Below are 18,860 nucleotides of genomic sequence, written 5' to 3' on the forward strand. Positions count from 1 at the left end.
CTCCCTCTGCCGGAGCCCTGACGCAGGCGTCGGTCGCCGCCTGAGCGACAACAGCGCGAGGCGGCGCGGCATGGCGCACCGTTGCGGCTTGAGTTGGGGCGACGGCAGCTGCAATCAAGGCGGCCGCAACGAGGGTCAATCGGGTCATTGGCTTTCTCCGTGTCACAAAGGGAAGCCGAGACGTTTCAGCTTCCACAGTGCAATACGCGAAAGCTAACCGAGATATTTCATCACGCGCCTTCACCGAAGCGCGACCCCGCGTCAACGAACCGCGACTCACATGTGAAAGGCGCGTTAGCCCAGCTGAAACACCGGCACCTTCTGCTCATAGCCGCGCACCTCGACCTCGCCGAGCGCGACCGCGTCGCTGCCGTCCTCGCCCAGCCTCTCGCGCACGGTCGCCGAGATCAGCAATTGCGAGCCGAACTCCTTGTTGAGCGCCTCCAGCCGCGAGGCGAAGTTCACGGTGTCGCCGATCACGGTATATTCCTTGCGCCTGGGCGAGCCGATATTGCCGGCGACGACCTCGCCGAAATGAATGCCGATGCCGATGCGCAGCGGCCAGCTCGTCTGCGCGTTGATGCGGTCCATCGCGCTCAGCATCTCACGGCCTGCGGCAACCGCACGCTGCGCGGCGTCGGAAGCCTCCAGCGGCGCGCCGAACAGCGCGAGAAAGCCATCACCCAGGAACTTGTTCACGATGCCGCCGTGACGGTCGAGGATGTCCACCAGCACCGCGAACGCGCCGTCGAGCCGGTCGACCACCTCCTGCGGACTGCGCGACTGCGCACCGGCGGTGAAGCCGCGAAAATCGACGAACATCACAGCGACACGGCGCACGTCACCGCCCGAGCTGGTTCCTGCCGCCATCAGCCGCTCCACCACCTGCGGAGAGACGTGCTGGCCGAACAGGTTCGTCACCCGGTCGCGCGCCGTCGCCGCCGCAATGCTCGCGGCGAACTGCCGGCGCAACTGGGCGCCGACGGCGCCCGCCAGCACGCCACAGATCAGGATGACGACGCTGCGCACGGCGTGCAGATAGATCAGGGGGTCGCCGGCCTCGTCAGCCGAGTTGAAGTACAGCGCGACGGAGAGAAGCCCGGCCGCGGCCACGAAACCCGTGAATGCGGAGAGCCAGAAGTCGAGCCGCAGGGTCGAGAGGATGACGAAAATGAAGTACATCAGCGGCACGGCGAAGCCGAGCGCCTGGGCCGCGCCCATCGTCCGGATCTGCAGAACGAGAATCAGCGTAGGCAGCGACGTCTCGATCAGCGTGCCGATGTAACGCCGGAATACGGGCAGGTCGCGATCGAGGCGGAGATTCTTCCTGATCTGGGTGTGGACCCAGACTTCGAACAGGATGAAGCCGACCAGAAGGCCGTAGACCTCGACGATCCCCTCCGTTCCGCGCCAGACCCGGTTCACCACACTGGGCTCGATCAGATAGATCGCGGTGAGCAACACCATCATGATGCAGCCCGTCATGATCAGCGCGCGCACCCGAAGCAGCTCGGTGCGCAGCACTTCCCGCGTCAGCTCGCGCTCAAAATCCTCCGACAGCACCGCGTGGTGCCGTGTCTTCCTGCTCGCAAACCTGACCATTTCCGCCCCCTTGTCATTCCGGGGGCGCGGCGAAGCCGTGAACGCCCGGAATCTCGAGATTCCGGTCTCGATGCTAGCGCATCGCCCCGGAATGACAGCGAGACAGTTTGCCTCAATCCAGCGTGCGGCGGAAGCGCGTCACGGCGATGGTCATGGCGAGCAGCATCAGGGCCGCCAGCGCCAGCGTGTCGAAGCGCAGATTCTGCATGGTGGCGCCCTTCAGCATGATGGCCCGGACGATTCGCAGATAATGGGTCAGCGGCAGGCATTCGCCGACATATTGCGCCCAGGTCGGCATCCCCGCGAACGGGAACATGAAGCCGGACAGCAGGATGCTCGGCAGGAAGAACATCATCGACATCTGCATGGCCTGGAGCTGGTTCTGCACCACGGTCGAGATCGTGTAGCCGATCGACAGATTGGTGGTGATGAACAATGTCGAGAGCAGCGCCAGCAGGAACAGATTGCCGAGCACGGGGACGCCGAACAGGCCGACGCCGATGCCGATGATGAGGAAGGCCTGGACGAAGCCGACCAGCACGTAAGGCACGATCTTGCCGAACATCACCTCGACTGGCTTGATCGGCATCGACAACAGGCTCTCCATGGTGCCGCGCTCGACCTCGCGCGTCACCGACAGCGCGGTGAAGATCAGCATGGTCATGGTGAGGATGGTGCCGACGAGACCCGGCACGATGTTGAGGCTGGAGCTAGCTGCCGGATTGTAGCGGGCATGCGCGCGGATCTCGAACGGCATCTCGGGGGGATCGCCGATATAGAGATCGTGCTTGAGCGCGGTCTGCACGACCATGCCGAGCGAGCCGATCGCCGAGCTCGCCGCCACCGGATCGGTCGCATCGGCCGCGACCAGCAGCGCCGGCCTGTCGCCGCGCCGCACAGCGCGCTCGAAGCCGCGCGGGATCTCGACGCCGAACAGCACCTTGCCGGATTTCAGGAGGTTGTCGAAATCCTCGACATCGTGCACCTCATAGAGGAAGCGGAAATAGGCCGTGTTCTCCAGCGCCTTCAGGATCGAGCGGGCGAGATCGGAATCCTCCTGGAGCAACACCGCGCTCGGCAGATGGTGCGGCGTCGTGTTGATGGCATAGCCGAACAACATCAGCTGCATCACGGGCAGCATCACGATCATCGCAAACGAGACGCGGTCGCGCCTCAGCTGGATGAACTCCTTGATCAGCATCGCATAGGAGCGCCGCAGGAAGCCGAAGCGCTCCCGGATGTCGCGCCGTGGTCCGGAATGTTCGACGGCGCTCATTGGAAATTATCCTTGGAGCGCCCCATCAGCTCGATGAACACGTCTTCCAGCGAGGGCGACGATTTGTGCCAGTGCAGGCCGCTTCCTTCCCGCCACGGCCCAATACTGGCTTCGAGCGCGGCGACATCGCGCCCCGAAACGTGCAGCGAGGTACCGAACGGTGCCACCATGTCGATCCCGGATTTGCCGGTGAGCTCGGCCGCGAGAGCGTTGAGGTCCTCGCCCGTCACCGTGTAGGTCGTCAGCGCGGATTTCGCTATCACCTCCTCCACCGTGCCGTGGGTCAGCAGATGGCCGTAGGCGATGTATGCGATCTCGTGGCAGCGCTCGGCTTCGTCCATGTAATGGGTCGACACCAGCACGGTGAGGCCCTCGGCGGCCAGCGCGTGGATCTCGTTCCAGAAATCGCGCCGCGCCTTGGGATCGACGCCGGCGGTGGGCTCGTCCAGCAGCAGCAATTGTGGATTGGGCAGCGTGCACGCCCCCAGCGCCAACCGCTGCTTCCAGCCGCCCGAGAGCTCGCCCGCGAGTTGCTCCTCGCGCCCGGATAGCCCGAGCCGCTTGATCATGTCGCGCGCGGCGCCTCGCGCGTCAGTGAGGCCATAGAGCCGCGCGACGAATTCTAGGTTCTCGCGCACGGAGAGATCCTGATACAGGCTGAAACGCTGGGTCATATAGCCGACCTGACGCTTGATCTTCTCGGCATCTTTCAGGATGTCGTAGCCAAGGCAGGTGCCCTCGCCACTATCGGGCGTGAGCAACCCGCAGAGGATGCGGATGGTCGTGGTCTTGCCCGAACCGTTGGGACCGAGGAAGCCGTAGATCGAGCCGCGCTTCACCTGCATCGACAAATCGTGCACGACCTCGCGGCCGCCGAACGATTTCGTCAGGCCCTTGACGTCGATCGCGATGCCGTTGCCACCGTTCATCGCTTGTCCGCCACCGGAGTCTTGGGATTGAGATAGACGTCGATCGGCTGTCCGACCCGCAGGGCATCAGGGCGCGAGGGCCGCGCCTGGATCAAATAGACCAGCTTTTTGCGCTCCTCGAGGCTGTAGATGACAGGCGGGGTGTATTCGGCCGAGGTTGCGATGAAATAGACCTTTGCGGTGAGATCGGCCGCGCAATTGTCGCAGGAGACGCGCACCGTATCGCCGATCGAAAGCTTCGGCAGCGCGGTCTCCGGCACGAAGAAACGCAGCTTCATATTGCCGGGCGGCATGATCGACAGCACCGGCCGCTGCGCCGCCACCATCTCTCCCTCGCGGAAATAGATCTGCTGGATGGTGCCGGCGACCGGCGCAAAGCCCTTGCGCCGCGCCATCCGTGTTTCAGACGTCGCCACCCGCGCCTCCGCGACGCGCAATGCCGAAACAGCGGAGTCGAGATTGGCCTGGGTGCCCGAGCCGGTCTTGCTCAATGAGGCCGCGCGATCATAGGTCTGCTGCGCATTCGCCAGCGTCGCCTTTTGCTGATTGAGATCGGCAAGCTGAAGATCGTCGTCGACGGAATACAGGGCGTCGCCGACCTTGACCTCATCGCCCTCGCGGATATTGAGCTTGGTCACCCGCCCCGCTTCGTCGGGGCTGACGAAGATCATGTCGGCCTCGACCCAGCCCTGGAAGCCGGGATCGCGCTTCTCGTTGCAGCCGGCCAGAGAGGTCGCGAGCGCGAGAACCAATGCAATACTGAGAAGTGCGTGCGACGACCTCATGTCGTCCTCCGTTCGCCAAAAATCAAATCGAGATGGACGCGCACCATCTCCTGCGCGTCGAGCGGCGCATGCCGTGCAAACAGGCTCTGCCAGATCACCGCGATCATCGCCGGAGCGACCAGGATCTGCGGATAGCGCGCGAGGTCCTTCTGACGGATCTCGCCGCGGGCAATGCCGAGCTCGATCAGGGCGCGCATGGCGGCGACGCCGCGCGAGACGACCTCGCGATAATAGAAGTCGGCGACGGCCGGAAAGCGCGGCCCCTCCGCCACGATCAGCCGCACCAGATCGCCGCGCCTGGTGCCGATGACCTCTTTGAGGAAGTTGCCGGCAAAGGCCTCGACGAGGTCGCGCACCGAGCCCGTCGGCGGCGGCAACCTCGTCAGCCGCTCCACCACCGGCACGATCACGATGCGCACCAGCTCCTCGAACATCGATTCCTTGTCCTTGAAGTGCAGGTAGATCGTGCCCTTGGCGACACCGGCACGCTTGGCGATGTCGTCGAGCCGCGTCGCGGCAAAGCCGCGGGCGATGAATTCCTCCATCGCGGCCTCCACGATCGCCGCGCGCCGCTCCAGCGCGCGCGCAGCGCGGTTCGACGCGGGCATCCCTTCGCTGCCTGCGCGCGCAACGCCTTTTGCGCCGGCACGAGCTGCGGATGACAAGGCGGCTTTGGAGGGCTTCTGAGTCATTCCAAATTTATGACTGACTGGTCAGTCATAGTCAAGACAACAGAGCAGATGTATTCCCCACAACGAATTAGCCTTGACTAATTCATTAGCGATTGCTAATTGAAATCCATGATCGAAGCGGCTCCCAATTCCGTCACCACCGTGATGCGCGCTCTGGCCGATCCGACTCGCCGCGCCGTGTTCGAGCGCGTCTTCGAGAGCAAGGAGATCAGCGTCGCCGAGCTGACACGCGGCAGCGGCGTGACCCAGGGCGCGATCTCGCAGCACCTGAAGTCCCTCAAGCAGGCCGGCCTCGTCGCCGAGCGTGCCGAGGGCCGCAACGTCTATTACCGCGCCGCGCCGCAAGGGCTCGAGCCCCTGGTCAGCTGGATGGACCATTACGGCGTGTTCTGGCGCGAGCGTTTCCAGAACCTGCGTGACCTCTTGAAGGAGATCGATCCGTGAGTGCAGTTGCTTCCAAAGTCCAAACTCAAGACATCGTCATCGACGAGGTCTTCCCTCACGCGGTCGCGACGATCTGGAAGGCGCTGACCAGTGCCCAGTTGATCGCGCGCTGGCTGATGCCGCCGACCGGTTTCGAGGCCGTCGAAGGCAACACCTTCACGTTCAAGACCAATCCAGCCGGCGCGTGGGATGGCACGATCCAGTGCCGCGTTCTGGAGGTCGTGCCGAACCAGCGCTTTGCCTATGCATGGAAGGGCGGCGACGAGGGTAATACCGGTTACGGCTCGGCGCTGGATACGGTCGTCACCTGGTCGCTCACACCGGTCGAGGCAGGGACGCGCGTGCGCGTGGTGCATTCCGGCTTCGTGACGCCGAAGAACGATACCGCTTACCGCAACATGAACGACGGCTGGGTCAAGGTGCTGCAGCGCCTCGATGCCATCTCGGGCGAAGACAAGTAAGGAAGCCTCGCGATGGACAAGCCCTATACCGGCGGCTGCGCCTGCGGCGCGATCCGCTACTCGATTGCCGGCGAGCCGCTGTTCAGCAATCACTGCCAGTGCCGGGACTGCCAACGCGAAAGCGGCGGTGCGCATGGCTCATACGCGACGTTCGCGCGCGCTGGGGTCACGCTCACCGGCGATGCCAAGCATTGGGACATGGTCGCCGACAGCGGCAACGTGAAGACGCGCGGCTTCTGCACGCAGTGCGGCGTGGCTGTGTACATGACCTTCGCAGCGCACCCAGGCGTCTTCACGATCCGCGCCGGAAGCCTCGACGAGCCGGCCCGCTACAAGCCGCAGGTGGTCACGTTTGCCGCGCGCGGTCACAACTGGGATCAGATCGATCCCAGCCTGATGACGTTTGCAGGCATGCCGACAGGCTGAGGCGCTAGCCGAAATCCAGCACCATCCGGCCGTCGATCTTGCCGGCTTTCATCCGGTCGAAGACCTCGTTGATTTGCGTGAGAGGCACCTTCGTCACCTCGGCCTTGACCTTGCCGTCCGCAGCGAATGCGACGGCTTCGTCGAGGTCGCGCCGCGTGCCGACGATCGAGCCGCGCACCGTGATGCGCTTGAGGACGACGTCGAAGATCGGCGTCGGAAATTCGCCCGGCGGCAGGCCGACGAGGCTGACGGTGCCCTTCCGGCGCACCATCTTCAGCGCCTGGCCGAACGCGGCGGTCGAAACCGCCGTCACCAGCACACCGTGAGCCCCGCCACCGGTTGCCGCGAGAACCTTGTCGACCGCGCCATCAGCGAGCGCATTGACCGCGAGATCGGCGCCGGTCTCGCGCGCGAGCGCAAGCTTGTCCTCGGCGATGTCGACGGCGGCAACCTTGAGGCCCATCGCCTTGGCGTACTGGATTGCGACATGGCCGAGCCCGCCGACGCCCGAGATCACCACCCACTCGCCGGGCCTGGCTTCGGTCTCCTTCAATCCCTTGTAGGTGGTGACGCCGGCGCACAGGATCGGCGCGATGGCGGCGAAGTCGACCGTCGCGGGCAGCTTCGCGGCAAAGGCGGCCGAGGCGATGACATATTCGGCGAAGCCGCCGTTGACGCTGTAGCCGGTGTTGTGCTGGTGCTCGCACAGGGTCTCCCAGCCGGTCTCGCAATATTCGCAGGACATGCAGGCATCATGCAGCCAGGCGACCCCCACGGCATCTCCCACCTTCAGATTCTTCACGCCGGGCCCGAGCGCGGCGACGATGCCGGCCGCCTCGTGGCCGGGAATGAAGGGCGGCACCGGCTTCACCGGCCAGTCGCCGGAGGCCGCGTGCAGATCGGTATGACAGACACCGCACGCCTTGACCTTCACCAGGACCTCGCCGGGACCGGGCTGCGGCACCGGCACGTCCTCGATCACCAGTGGCTTGCCGAATTGCTTGACGATTGCGGCTTTCATGGTCGGCATCTGCTGCTCCTCTGCGCTTTGGAAGCAGACTAACGATGCCGCCGCGGTGCTCCTTTGACGGGGGTCAAACAGCACAAAGTTTGCGCAAGACCAGCTCCATCATGACACCACAATGACGCTGCGCGAATGTCGAATTGTCAGTTGTGGAACTTGAGGCCGTCGAGGATCTTGTCGATCACCTTGCGCTCGGCGCGCATGGCGATGCCGACGAGATTGAGATCGTCGCGCGCTACTGCCCTCACCGCCTCGCGGTTGGCGGCGTCGTGCGTGGTGCTGAACATCTCCTCGGTATAGACCGCCGGCTTGACGTTGCGCGTGAGCGCACGGTCCAGCGCGCGCGACAATGCCGGACCGTCGGCGCCATAGATCAGGATCGGCTGACCTATCAGCGCATGATATTTCGTGCCTGAGGCGTCTTCATAGGCTTCGCCGATGCATTCGGGAAAAGCCGCGGCGATGCCGCTGGTGAGAAAGGACGCGACGTTGAGCTTCTGCCAGGCCTGAAGATCGGTACGGATCACGACGGCGATCTTGGTGTCGAACTGCATATGGTTCCTCAGTGTCATTCCAGGCGCGCCAATTGGCGCGAGCTATCCATTGCGCCACCAAGCAAGTGGATGAATGGATTCCGGGTTCGATGCTACGCATCGCCCCGGAATGACAGCAATAGAAATCAACCCTTGGCGTCGCAGGCCCAGGCGCGGATCACGCATTCCTTGCCGCCGTATTTGTAGCATTCACGCGTGGCGGCGTTGAGCGAGGCGGAAATCTTCGGCTTGACGGCGTAGCCATAGGCGCCGCAGGGATTGGCGAGATCGACCGACATTGCCGCGCAGGCGCGCTTCATCGTCACGGTGGTGCAATCGCCCTTGCACTGCTTCTGCGCCGCGGCGCGCGCGTCGTGCTCGTGACCATAATCGAAGGCCTGGCCATAAGCGCCGCACTTGCCGACCGCAAACGCGCCAGCGGCATGAGCTTCGGTGATGTAGCGGGCGCCCGTGACGGCAACTGAAAAGACAAAGAAAAACATCGCGCAACGGCGCGCGACGACGTTCGAAGCCATGGAAAAACCCCTCCCCCCAAGGCAGGTGGAGGCAACTCTAAGCGGCGGTCGTTTCCACTTGGTGAACGGGTGGTTGAAAAGCGATGCTGGACTAGTGATGCCGGAGATACACTCTAAAGTTGTATTTTCCATCGTATTATTTAAGGTCGCCACGCGGCAAGCAGGGCCAAGGGAGGCGACCATGCGTCCAAACAAACAATGCTGCTGGGAATGATAGGGTCGGCCTGTCTGATCGGACTTCCGTCCGCATGCGCAGGCAGTGAGCTGGACCTGGACCAACCAATATGGCTCGACCCTGGCAATCACCAACTTCGCCCAAAACTCGGGCGCGATCACAGGGACCTATACCAACAACGCAGCAAACAGCTGCGATGAGGGGCAAGCCGCTGCCCGTCACGGGGTGGCTGGCCTATGGCAATTCCGGCACTGCGATCAGTTTCTCGGTGAATTTTCTCGGCTGTGGTTCGACCACGGTCTGGACCGGACAGCTCAACGCCGCGACCGGCTTTCAGGGACTGTGGTATGTGTCCCTCGGCGAAGCCGTCGCATGGAACGGCATCAGCGCCGGGGCTGATACATTCACGTTCAGCAGCGGCAACAAGGCGCAGCTGACGAAGCAAGGCGTCGAGCTGAAAGCCGGCGGGGTCGAGAAGCTTTCGAACACCAAGAAGTAGACGAGCCAGAAACGTGCGCGAGGTGGATTGGCGACGCGCCATCCACCTCTTTCGTTTCCGCGAGGGGACGGTCAGTGCGGCCCCCTTGACGGCACCTCATCGCGCCAACAGACGTTGCGACTCAAAACCCTCTGGCCTGATCGCGCCCGCCTGTTTAGGCTTGCCGCAGCAGCCGGAGAAGCTCGATCGCTATGAAGTACCTTTTGCTCGTCATACTCGCCGTCCTGTCGGCGACATCCGTTTGCTCCGCCGCGCAACAAGGCGCCCTGTTTCGCGACGCTTACGCCTGTCCGGATCGGGGGCGGTCTTCCATCTGCGTTTACGGCACAATTCCTAAGGGAGCGCAGGTTACCGTGATCGCCAAGGGCTGGAAGAGCGCAGCCGAGGTCAAGGAACGGTTCTCGAACAAGAACGAAGAATTCCGCAACGGCATTGACACCAGCACACGGCTCCAGGTTGCAACGATGCCGCCGAAGAACGCGCCCATCATCGCCGTCCTGGCTGCGGCAAATGCCGTCAACGAGATCAAGCCAGAGAACGTTCAGGATCGACAGATCGTCGAAAGAATTGGCGGGCACATCAAGAAGGCCCAGGAGCTCAACCTCGAACCCGACATTCGCCTGTTGCAGACGCGCCTGCTCAGGCTGTCTCCGGCAATTCTTCTCTCCGAGACATTTCTCAGTCCGGCCAGCGACGTGGCTGAGCTGCAAAAGCAACTGCCGACCGGATGCGAAGGTTGCGAGAACGTACCGCTGATGGTCGGCGGAAGCGGCCTGCACGACCTCTTCAAGCCGGTCCGCTCATCGAAAAAGAACAGCGTGGAGCACCTCTGCGGCGGCATCAAGCTGGCGTTCACGGTGTCCGACCGAACCTATGCTCTCAGTCACGCCTTCATCTGCGAAAGCGACGCGATGACGGCAACGCTGGTCCACGATCTCTCGGGGCCAGCTCCGGCACTGGTGCTCAAAGTGGTTGGCGGGCTTTAGGCGTGGCTTCGACAGGGCGGATTAGCGAAGCGCAATCCACCGCCTTCTGTTGCCGCGGACAGGTGGAATACGCCTTCGGTTAATCCACCCTACGGCACCGTCATCCCCGCCGGGCCGCTTCAAGCGCCTGAGGCGTGTCGATATCGAGGAAGGCGCTCTCGCCATCCACCGGCACGTCGGCCACCGCCTCGGTATGCTTGGCGATCAGATGCCGCGCGCCGACGTCGCCGTCGAGCGTCATCAATTCCTTGAAGAACCGCCGCGACCACAGCACGGGATTGCCGCGGCGGCCTTCGCTGACGGGCACGACGATGAGGTTGCCGCGGTCCGGCGCAAAGCCGTCGATGAGGCGGTCGATCAGGCCGGCATCGATCAGCGGCATGTCGCCGAGACAGATCAGCGCGCCGTCGCAAGATTCCGGCACGGCCGCGATGCCTGATTTGACCGAGCTTGCAATGCCGCCGGCGAAATCCGGATTGCGGACGAATTTCACCTTCAGGCCCTGCAGTGCCTGCTCGACCAGCTCGGCCTGATGCCCGACGACCACGATCACCTCGGACGCCTTCGAGGCCAGCGCCTGCTCGGTCGCGAGGCGCACCAGCTTTTTTCCGTCGAGTTCGGCAAGCAGCTTGTTCGGTCCGCCCATCCGGGTCGAACGACCCGCCGCGAGCACGATGGCCGCGACCTGGCTGTTGCCCTCGGTCTCGGGTTTTGCGCGCGGCTGCGGGCGCGTGACGATCTCCATCAGGAGGCCGCCGACGCCCATGCCCATCAGCTCGGCGCGCGTCACCTTGATGCCGGCAAGAAGCCGCATCAGGACCCAGTCGAACCCGTTCTCGACAGGTGAGCGGGCGCAGCCCGGTGCGCCCAGCACCGGCACGCCGCCGGCGCGCGCGATTAGCAAGAGATTGCCGGGATCGACCGGCATGCCGAAATGCTCGATCTCGCCGCCAATGCCGGTGACGGCCGCGGGGATGACGTCACGGCGATCGGCGATGGCGGACGCTCCGAACACGATGACGAGCTCGGCCCCCAGCGCGAGCAATTCCTTGATCGCGGCTGACAGTTCGCGTTCATCGTGCTGGACACGCCGCTCGGCGATGATGCTGGCCCCCGCAGGCGCGAGCCGCTCGGCGGTGACGCGCAGCGTCTTGTCGATCACCTTGGAGGACAGGCCCGGCAGCAGGGTCGAGACCACGCCGACACGCTGGATCACGTAAGGCGCGATTCTGAGCACGTCCTTGCCCGCCGCCTTCACCGCGGCATCGCGCAAGCCTTCTTCGACGCCGAACGGGATGATCTTGACGGTGCCGACCATCTCGCCCTCGACCACCGGCTTGTAGGCGGAGAGCGTCGCAAAGGTGATGGCTTCGTCGATATTGTTGATGCGGTCGACCGCGGCGCGGTCGATCACCAGCACGCCGGGGCGCGCGGCAAACAGATTGGCGCGGCCGGTGAAGGCGCGCTCGACATGGATGCCCTCGCCGCCGACGGCCAGCGCAATGCCGGCAGCCGCAACGTCCTCGGAGACGTCGCCCTTCTCCATGCGCACCACGACGATGTCCTTGATGCCCGCGCGCGTGAGCTGCTCGACCTCGGCGGGGCCGATCGTCGTGCCTTTCTTCAGCACCAGCGGCCCCTGGCGCAGGGTATGGACGGTCACCCCGCCGATCGCATCCTTGGGACTCGCTGGGCCAAATTTCATGCCGCTTCTTCTTTTTCCTTGGGAGGCAGGCGGAGCACCGCCGTGATCTCTGCCATGATCGCGACCGCGATCTCGGACGGGGAGACCGCGCCGATTGCAAGCCCGATCGGCGCGTGGATGCGCGCGATGTCGCTCTCCTTCGCACCCTGCGCCCGCAGCCGCTCGCCGCGCTTGGCGTGCGTTTTCCGCGAGCCGAGCGCGCCGATATAGAAACAACCGCGCTCGAAGGCATGCAACAGCGCGGGATCGTCGATCTTGGGATCGTGCGTCACCGCGACGAAGGCGGTGTAGGCATCGACATTGAGCGGCGGCAGCGCGGTATCAGGCCATTCGGCCACCAGCGGAATATCGGGGAAGCGCTCGGGGCTCGCAAAGGCCGTGCGCGGATCGACCACCGTGACGTCGTAACCGAGCGAGCGCGCCAGCGGCGCCAAGGCCTGGCTGATATGCACCGCGCCCACGATGACGAGCTTCGCGGTCGGGGCGTAGACGTTGAGGAACAGCTTCTTGCCACCGGCCTCGACACTGGCGCTCTTGCCCATGCGAAGCTGCTTCTCCAGCTCGGCCCGCAGCGGATCTTTGGCAAAGTCCTTGGCCTTCACCAGGCGCTGCTCGCCGCTCCCGGTGTCCGTCACCAGGATCGCCGGCCGGCGCGCGGCCCGCTCGGCATTGAGTTCGTGCAGGATCTCGAGCTTCACGGCTAACCGACCTTCTCGACGAAGACGCGGATGGTGCCGCCGCAGGACAGCCCGACATTCCAGGCCGTCTCGTCGGCCACGCCGAACTCCAGCATCCGGGGTTTGCCGGTCTGGATCACATCCATGGCCTCGGTGACCACGGCGCCTTCGACGCAGCCGCCGGAGACCGAGCCCAGGAACGTGCCCTCGTCGTTGATGACGAGGCTCGAGCCCGCCGGGCGCGGCGCCGAGCCCCAGGTCTCGACGACCGTCGCCAGCGCGACGCCATGGCCGGCCTTCTGCCAGTCCTCCGCCGCCTTCAGGATATCCTCGTCGCGATCGAGCATGGCTGGCCTCTCAAGCTGCGGAACGGATCAGGCTGCGGTGATGCGGCGGCAGCGGCCGGGAGAGCGTCGTGATCAGCTCCTGGATCGAACTCAAATTATGTACCGGGCGGAATTCGTCAACGTGCGGGAGCATCATTTTGATGCCCTGCGCCTTGGCCTCGAAGCCGCCGAACCGCAAGAGCGGGTTGAGCCAGATCAGCCGGCGGCAGGAGCGATGCAGCCGGTCCATCTCGAAGGCGAGCTTGGAATCGGCCTCCCGCTCCAGCCCGTCCGAGATCAGGAGCACGATGGCGCCCTGGCTCAGCACGCGCCGCGCCCATAATTTGTTGAAGTTGTGCAGCGAGGCCGAGATCCGGGTACCGCCGGCCCAGTCCTCGACCGAGGCCGAGCAGCTCGCCAGCGCCTCGTCGGGATCGCGCTGGCGCAGCGCGCGGGTGACGTTGGTGAGGCGGGTGCCGAACAGGAATACCGAAACGCGCTTGCGGGCGTCGCCGATGGCGTGAAGGAAGTGCAGGAACAGGCGGGTGTACTCGCTCATCGAGCCCGAGATGTCGAGCAGCGCCACGATCGGCGCCGGCTTCTCGATCCGCCCGAGGCGATGGATGTCGATGATGTCGCCGCCGGTGCGCAAGGACGCACGCAGCGTGCGGCGGAGGTCGAGCCGAAGCCCGCGCGGATCGGGCAGATAGCGGCGCGTCAAAAGCTCGGCCTGCGGCAACCTCATCCGTTCGATGGCGCGCAGCGCCTCGGTGATCTCGGCCGCACTCATCTGGGCAAAATCCTTCTTCTGGAGGATTTCCCTGTCGGAGACCGACAGGCGCAGATCCTGCTCCTGATGCTGCGGCGTCTCTGTCATGCGCGGCTGCGACATCGCCTCCTGCACGCGGCGGGAGCCGGCCTGCGGCTTCTTCTTGGCCTCGTCCGGCAGCGGCACCGAATCCAGCATGTGCTTCCACTCCTCGGAGGCGCGGAAGAACAGGTTGAAGGCTTGCTTGAAGATCAGCGCGTGCTCATGGCGCTTGACGAAGATTGCCTCCAGCGTGGTGAAGACGTCGGCGCGGTTGCCGATGTCGATGACCTGGAGCGCGCTCATGGCGTCGATGACGGCACCCGGCCCTACCGGCATGCCCGCAGCACGCAGCGCGCGGGCAAAGCCGACGATGTTGTCGGCGAACTGCTCGGTCTGCTCCGGGGCAAGGTGGTTGATGGCCATGGTCTATCCCCGCTCCGTCATTCCGGGGCGTCGCGCAGCGACGAACCCGGAATCTCGAGGTTCCGGGTTCGATGCCGCGCATCGCCCCGGAACGACGACGATCAATTCTCGCTCGTCGCGTCCTTCAGCACCTTCTGCAGGGTGTCGCCCTGCATGCGGGTGATGTCGTCCTGATACTTCAGCAACGCGCCCAGCGTGTCGCCGACCACTTGCGGGGTCAGCGAGCGGGCGTCGAGCTCGGACAAAGCGGTGGCCCAGTCGATGGTCTCGGCGACGCCCGGCGACTTGTAGAAGTCCTGGTCGCGCAAAGCTTGCACGAAGCGCACGACCTGCTGCGACAGCTTTGCCGAGATGCCGGGCACGCGCGACTTGACGATCGCAAGCTCGCGCTCGGCGGCGGGATAATCGACCCAGTGATAGAGACAGCGCCGCTTCAGCGCGTCGTGAATCTCGCGGGTGCGGTTGGAGGTGATGATGACGATCGGCGGGCTTGGCGCCTTCAAGGTGCCGAATTCGGGGATCGTCACCTGGAAGTCGCTGAGGATTTCGAGCAGGTAAGCCTCGAACGCCTCGTCGGCCCGGTCGAGTTCGTCGATCAAGAGGACCGGCGGGCCCGCGACGTCGGGCTCCAGTGCCTGGAGCAGCGGCCGCTTGATCATGTAGCGGTCGGCGAAGATGTCGCTCGAGAGCTGATCGCGGTCGGTGTCGCCGGCGGCTTCAGCCATCCGGATAGCGATCATCTGCGCGGCGCTATTCCACTCATAGACCGCCGAGGAGACGTCGAGGCCTTCGTAGCATTGCAGACGGATCAGCTTCCGCCCCAGCGCCGCCGAGAGCACCTTGGCGATCTCCGTCTTGCCGACACCGGCCTCGCCTTCCAGGAACAGCGGCCGGCCCATGCGCAGCGAGAGGTACGTCACCGTCGCCAGCGATCGCTCGGCGAGATAGCCGCGCGAGGTCAGGAGTTCGAGCATCGCATCGACCGATGCCGGCAATACAACTGAAGTATTGGCCCCGGAAGTGTTGGCCGCTGAAGTCATGAAATAGCCAGTCTCGCTACGCCCTCACCGGGGACAAGTTTGGGCCGAGGCGTGAGATCACCTCACTCCTTGGCGTTGGCGGCATCGAGCGCGCGCCGCGTCAGCACACCGATGAGATGCGCGCGGTATTCGGCACTGCCGTGGATGTCGCTGTTGAGACCTTCCGCCGGCACCGCGATGCCTTCAATCGCCTTCGACGCGAAGCGCTTCTTGAGGGCTTCCTCAAACGCCTCGACGCGGAACACGCCTTCGGAGCCGGCACCGGTCACGGCCACCCGGACGTCCGACGGACGCCGTGCCACGAACACGCCGACCAGCGCATAGCGCGAGGCCTGGTTGCGGAACTTGATGTAGGCCGCCTTCTTCGGCAGCGGGAACATCACCTTGGTGATGATCTCGTCGGCTTCGAGCGCGGTCGTGAACAGGCCCTGGAAAAACTCTTCGGCCTTGAGGCGGCGCTTGTTGGTGACGATGGTCGCGCCCAGCGCGAGCACGGCAGCCGGATAGTCCGCGGTCGGATCGTTGTTGGCGAGCGAGCCGCCGATCGTGCCCTTGTGGCGCACGGCGGGGTCACCGATCTGGCTTGCGAGATTGGCCAGCGCCGGGATCGCCTCGCCGACGATCGCGGAGGTCGCGACCTCAGCGTGCCTGGCGGTGGCGCCGATCACCAGCGAACGGCCCTTCATCTCGATCGTGTTGAGCCCCTCGATGTGGGAGAGGTCGACCAGATGCGGCGGGCTCGCCAGGCGCTGCTTCATGACGGGAATCAGCGTGTGGCCGCCGGCGATCACCTTGGCGTCTTCGTTCTTCACCAGGAGGTTGGCGGCCTGCCGCACGGTCCCGGGGCGATGGTATTTGAATTCGTACATCTGAATGTCCTGATCGCGGGATGCGCGTTACGCGAGGTCGGATTTGGCCATCGCCTTGGCGCCGGCGGAGATCGAGGCGACGATGTTCTGGTAGCCGGTGCAGCGGCAGAGATTGCCTTCCAGCTCTTCCCGGATCGTATGGTCGTCGAGCTCGTGGCCCTTGCGATGCACGATGTCGATCGCGGTCATGATCATGCCCGGCGTGCAGAAGCCGCATTGCAGGCCGTGGTGCTCGCGGAAGGCCTCCTGCATCGGATGCAGCGGCGCGCCGTCGGCGGCCAGCCCTTCGATCGTCTTGACCTCGTGGCCGTCGGCCATCACCGCGAGCGTGGTGCAGGACTTCACGGCCTTGCCATCGAGATGCACGACGCAGGCGCCGCACTGCGAGGTGTCGCAGCCGACATGGGTGCCGGTCAGGCGCAGATTTTCGCGCAGGAACTGCACCAACAGGGTGCGGGGATCGACGTTGGCCGTAACAGGATTGCCGTTCACGATGAGGGAGATTTTTGCCATAAGCACTCTCTATCAGCGCCCCGACGGGTCCCATCGAAGCGGTTCTTATAATTATTCCAACCCATCATATGGGCCATTATGCCCCGGGGCAACATCGCCCAGGGCGCAAGCCGCCATGCCGAAGGCGATGACCTTCAGCTCTGTACGGCCTTGGCGAAGTTCGCGAAAAACTCGTCGGCGAGCTTCTTGGCGGCGCCGTTGATGAGGCGCTGGCCGAGCTGCGCCAACTTGCCGCCGATCTGTGCCTCGACCTCGTAGGAAAGCAGCGTGCCGCCGTCCTTCTCCGCCAGCTTGACCACCGCGCCACCCTTGGCGAAGCCGGCAACCCCGCCCTCGCCCTCACCCGAAATCTTGTAGCCGTTCGGCGGGTCGAGATCGGACAGCGTGACCTTGCCCTTAAAGCGCGCCGACACCGGGCCGACCTTCATTTTCGCCGTTGCGCGAAAGCCGCCGTCGTCGGTCTTCTCGAGCTCCTCGCAGCCGGGGATGCAGGCCTTCAGCACCTCGGGATCGTTGAGCTTGGCCCACACGGCCTCGCGCGACGCCGCAAGCTGGACTTCGCCGTTCATCGTCATGGCCATGAGGGTGCCTCCCGGATCGCGTAACTATAGTGCTGATCAAGTAACGCAGGGAGGCGGCAAAGGAAAGGCCGGTGCCCGGTCACGTGCAATGCATATTCGCAACTGCAAAAAGACGTGTGCGGGCGGTGGGGGATTGGCACAGCCGGGCCATGATGATTAGGTCGCGCGCAATATGACCACATCCCTCTCCCCCCTGCTCGCACCGATGCTGTCGAGCGCCGCCATGCGCGCCGTCTGCGACGACCGGTCGACCCTGCAGAACATGCTTGATTTCGAGGCAGCCCTGGCCCGCGCCGAGGCCGCCACGGACGTGATTCCGGCATCCGCCGTGGGCCCGATCGAGGCCGCGTGCAAGGCCGATTCCATTGACATGACCGCACTGGCGGAGGCCGCGACGCGATCGGGCAATCTCGCGATTCCCCTGGTCAAGGCCCTGACGGCCAATGTCGGCAAGGCCGACAAGGAGGCCGCGCGCTATGTGCATTGGGGTGCGACCAGCCAGGATGTCATCGACACCGCGACCATGCTTACGCTTCGCGCCGGCATCGATGCGCTGGACACCGACCTCAGCCGCGCCATCAAGGGCTTTGCCGCCCTGGCGCGCAGCCATCGCAATACCGCGATGGTGGCACGGACCTGGCTCCAGCACGCACTGCCGATGCCGTTCGGCCTGAAGGCCGCAGAATATGCCTCGAGCCTCGCCCGCGCCCGCTGCCGCCTGCGGCGGCTGCGCCGCGAGGGTCTCGCGCTGCAATTCGGCGGCGCGGCCGGCACGCTCGCGGCCCTCGGCGACAAGGGCCTTGCGGTAGCGGAACGCCTCGCGCGCGAGCTCGACCTGCCGCTGCCGGAAGCGCCCTGGCACACCCATCGCGACCGGATCGCGGAGGCCGCGTCCTGCTTCGCCATTCTGGCGGGAAGCTGCGGCAAGATCGCGCGCGACGTCTCGCTGATGATGCAGACCGATGTCGCCGAAGCATTCGAACCGGCCGGCGAAGGCCGCGGCGGCTCCTCGACCATGCCGCACAAGCGCAACCCGGTCGCTGCCGCAAGCGCGCTGGGCGCCGCCACCATGGCTCCGCAGCTTGCCGCCACGATCTTCGCGGCTCAAGTGCAGGACCACGAGCGCAGCGCCGGTCCCTGGCACGCGGAGTGGCCGACGCTGCCGCAATTGATGCTGGTCACCTCGGGCGCACTGGCCGCCATCGTCGACATCGCGGAGGGCCTCGACGTCGACGCCGCGCGCATGCGCAGCAATCTCGATGCGACGCACGGGCTGATCATGGCAGAGGCGATCACCTTTGCGCTGGCCGAGACGATCGGCAAGAGCGATGCGCATCATCTCGTCGAGGCCGCCAGCAAGCGCGCGGTCGCCGAGAAGAAGCATCTGCGCGAGGTGCTGCTGGCCGATTCGCTAGTCACCGCGCAGCTTTCGCCGGAAAAAATTGCGGCATTGTTCGAGCCGATGGCCTATCAAGGGGCTTCCCAAGCCCTGATCGACCGGCTGCTCGACAGCCTCGACCGCGAATAAGAACTGCAAGATACGACGG

22 protein-coding genes and 1 pseudogene are annotated in these 18,860 nt (G+C 64.8%); 7 read left to right on the forward strand and 16 right to left on the reverse strand.

All coding sequences use genetic code 11. The annotated features are described in order from the left end of the window. Nucleotides 1-294 precede the first annotated feature (294 nt). The 5 genes from XH83_RS23365 to XH83_RS23385 form a co-directional block, all read right to left on the reverse strand. Nucleotides 295-1,602: an adenylate/guanylate cyclase domain-containing protein gene (locus XH83_RS23365; protein ID WP_194403077.1), complete on the reverse strand. Its 1,308-nt coding sequence runs from the start codon at nucleotides 1,600-1,602 to the stop codon at nucleotides 295-297. Nucleotides 1,603-1,714: 112 nt separating this feature from the next. Continuing rightward, entirely contained in the window at nucleotides 1,715-2,878 is a 1,164-nt protein-coding gene (locus tag XH83_RS23370; RefSeq protein ID WP_194403078.1) for an ABC transporter permease, read from the reverse strand. Continuing rightward, nucleotides 2,875-3,807: an ABC transporter ATP-binding protein gene (locus tag XH83_RS23375; protein ID WP_194403079.1), complete on the reverse strand. Its 933-nt coding sequence runs from the start codon at nucleotides 3,805-3,807 to the stop codon at nucleotides 2,875-2,877. The genes XH83_RS23370 and XH83_RS23375 overlap by 4 nt, the downstream gene beginning before the upstream one ends. Beyond that, a complete protein-coding gene (locus XH83_RS23380; RefSeq protein WP_194403080.1) occupies nucleotides 3,804-4,592 on the reverse strand; it encodes an HlyD family secretion protein in 789 nt (262 codons plus the stop codon). Before XH83_RS23380 ends, XH83_RS23375 begins: the two co-directional genes overlap by 4 nt. After that, entirely contained in the window at nucleotides 4,589-5,284 is a 696-nt protein-coding gene (locus XH83_RS23385) for a TetR/AcrR family transcriptional regulator (RefSeq protein ID WP_194403081.1), read from the reverse strand. The genes XH83_RS23380 and XH83_RS23385 overlap by 4 nt, the downstream gene beginning before the upstream one ends. 108 nt (nucleotides 5,285-5,392) lie before the next feature. Here XH83_RS23385 and XH83_RS23390 point away from each other — a divergent pair, with 108 nt between their 5' ends. The 3 genes from XH83_RS23390 to XH83_RS23400 are packed head-to-tail and all read left to right on the forward strand — an operon-like array spanning nucleotide 5,393 to nucleotide 6,615. Beyond that, the gene (locus tag XH83_RS23390) at nucleotides 5,393-5,728 is read left to right on the forward strand and encodes a helix-turn-helix transcriptional regulator (RefSeq protein ID WP_194408377.1); all 336 of its coding nucleotides are present in this window, start codon (nucleotides 5,393-5,395) and stop codon (nucleotides 5,726-5,728) included. Next, a complete protein-coding gene (locus tag XH83_RS23395) occupies nucleotides 5,725-6,189 on the forward strand; it encodes an SRPBCC domain-containing protein (protein WP_194403082.1) in 465 nt (154 codons plus the stop codon). Before XH83_RS23390 ends, XH83_RS23395 begins: the two co-directional genes overlap by 4 nt. Before the next feature lie 12 nt (nucleotides 6,190-6,201). Further along, a complete protein-coding gene (locus tag XH83_RS23400) occupies nucleotides 6,202-6,615 on the forward strand; it encodes a GFA family protein (protein ID WP_194403083.1) in 414 nt (137 codons plus the stop codon). 4 nt (nucleotides 6,616-6,619) lie between these two features. Here XH83_RS23400 and adhP read toward each other — a convergent pair whose 3' ends face one another. From adhP to XH83_RS23415, 3 genes are all read right to left on the reverse strand, one after another. Next, entirely contained in the window at nucleotides 6,620-7,645 is a 1,026-nt protein-coding gene (gene adhP, locus XH83_RS23405; RefSeq protein WP_194403084.1) for an alcohol dehydrogenase AdhP, read from the reverse strand. Between the two features lie 137 nt (nucleotides 7,646-7,782). Then, nucleotides 7,783-8,193: a DUF2000 family protein gene (locus XH83_RS23410; RefSeq protein WP_194408378.1), complete on the reverse strand. Its 411-nt coding sequence runs from the start codon at nucleotides 8,191-8,193 to the stop codon at nucleotides 7,783-7,785. A 125-nt stretch (nucleotides 8,194-8,318) separates the two neighbouring features. Next, on the reverse strand, nucleotides 8,319-8,708 hold the full coding sequence (locus XH83_RS23415; protein WP_194403085.1) for a DUF4189 domain-containing protein: 390 nt from the start codon (nucleotides 8,706-8,708) through the stop codon (nucleotides 8,319-8,321). 259 nt (nucleotides 8,709-8,967) lie between these two features. On the opposite strand from XH83_RS23415, the pseudogene XH83_RS40405 reads away from it, so the two are divergent. From XH83_RS40405 to XH83_RS23425, 3 genes and pseudogenes are all read left to right on the forward strand, one after another. Beyond that, a pseudogene (locus tag XH83_RS40405) lies at nucleotides 8,968-9,027 on the forward strand (avidin); the annotation flags it as partial. Between the two features lie 52 nt (nucleotides 9,028-9,079). Then, nucleotides 9,080-9,382, forward strand: a complete 303-nt coding sequence (locus XH83_RS23420) for an avidin/streptavidin family protein (protein ID WP_349629336.1) — start codon at nucleotides 9,080-9,082, stop codon at nucleotides 9,380-9,382. 191 nt (nucleotides 9,383-9,573) lie between these two features. Next, the gene (locus tag XH83_RS23425; RefSeq protein WP_194403086.1) at nucleotides 9,574-10,368 is read left to right on the forward strand and encodes a hypothetical protein; all 795 of its coding nucleotides are present in this window, start codon (nucleotides 9,574-9,576) and stop codon (nucleotides 10,366-10,368) included. Between the two features lie 100 nt (nucleotides 10,369-10,468). On the opposite strand, the gene XH83_RS23430 is transcribed toward XH83_RS23425, so the two are convergent. From XH83_RS23430 to XH83_RS23465, 8 genes are all read right to left on the reverse strand, one after another. Next, the gene (locus tag XH83_RS23430; RefSeq protein ID WP_194403087.1) at nucleotides 10,469-12,073 is read right to left on the reverse strand and encodes an NTP transferase domain-containing protein; all 1,605 of its coding nucleotides are present in this window, start codon (nucleotides 12,071-12,073) and stop codon (nucleotides 10,469-10,471) included. After that, nucleotides 12,070-12,771 (reverse strand): XdhC family protein, encoded by a 702-nt coding sequence (locus XH83_RS23435; protein ID WP_194403088.1) that lies wholly within the window; start codon nucleotides 12,769-12,771, stop codon nucleotides 12,070-12,072. Before XH83_RS23435 ends, XH83_RS23430 begins: the two co-directional genes overlap by 4 nt. Before the next feature lie 2 nt (nucleotides 12,772-12,773). Further along, the gene (locus XH83_RS23440) at nucleotides 12,774-13,097 is read right to left on the reverse strand and encodes an XdhC family protein (protein WP_194403089.1); all 324 of its coding nucleotides are present in this window, start codon (nucleotides 13,095-13,097) and stop codon (nucleotides 12,774-12,776) included. Between the two features lie 10 nt (nucleotides 13,098-13,107). Further along, a complete protein-coding gene (locus XH83_RS23445) occupies nucleotides 13,108-14,310 on the reverse strand; it encodes a VWA domain-containing protein (RefSeq protein ID WP_194403090.1) in 1,203 nt (400 codons plus the stop codon). A gap of 101 nt (nucleotides 14,311-14,411) precedes the next feature. Continuing rightward, nucleotides 14,412-15,350, reverse strand: coding sequence for a MoxR family ATPase (locus XH83_RS23450; RefSeq protein WP_194403091.1), 939 nt, complete (start codon nucleotides 15,348-15,350; stop codon nucleotides 14,412-14,414). 62 nt (nucleotides 15,351-15,412) lie between these two features. Beyond that, nucleotides 15,413-16,219: a xanthine dehydrogenase family protein subunit M gene (locus XH83_RS23455; RefSeq protein WP_194403092.1), complete on the reverse strand. Its 807-nt coding sequence runs from the start codon at nucleotides 16,217-16,219 to the stop codon at nucleotides 15,413-15,415. Nucleotides 16,220-16,246: 27 nt separating this feature from the next. Beyond that, nucleotides 16,247-16,732 (reverse strand): (2Fe-2S)-binding protein, encoded by a 486-nt coding sequence (locus XH83_RS23460; protein WP_014494194.1) that lies wholly within the window; start codon nucleotides 16,730-16,732, stop codon nucleotides 16,247-16,249. 134 nt (nucleotides 16,733-16,866) lie between these two features. Beyond that, nucleotides 16,867-17,313 (reverse strand): carbon monoxide dehydrogenase subunit G, encoded by a 447-nt coding sequence (locus tag XH83_RS23465; protein WP_194403093.1) that lies wholly within the window; start codon nucleotides 17,311-17,313, stop codon nucleotides 16,867-16,869. A 172-nt stretch (nucleotides 17,314-17,485) separates the two neighbouring features. Between XH83_RS23465 and XH83_RS23470 the strand changes: the two genes are divergently transcribed. Continuing rightward, a complete protein-coding gene (locus XH83_RS23470) occupies nucleotides 17,486-18,841 on the forward strand; it encodes a 3-carboxy-cis,cis-muconate cycloisomerase (RefSeq protein ID WP_194403094.1) in 1,356 nt (451 codons plus the stop codon). Nucleotides 18,842-18,860: the final 19 nt, after the last annotated feature.

Source organism: Bradyrhizobium sp. CCBAU 53351, from assembly GCF_015291745.1.
In the GTDB taxonomy this organism is placed as follows: Bacteria; Pseudomonadota; Alphaproteobacteria; order Rhizobiales; family Xanthobacteraceae; genus Bradyrhizobium.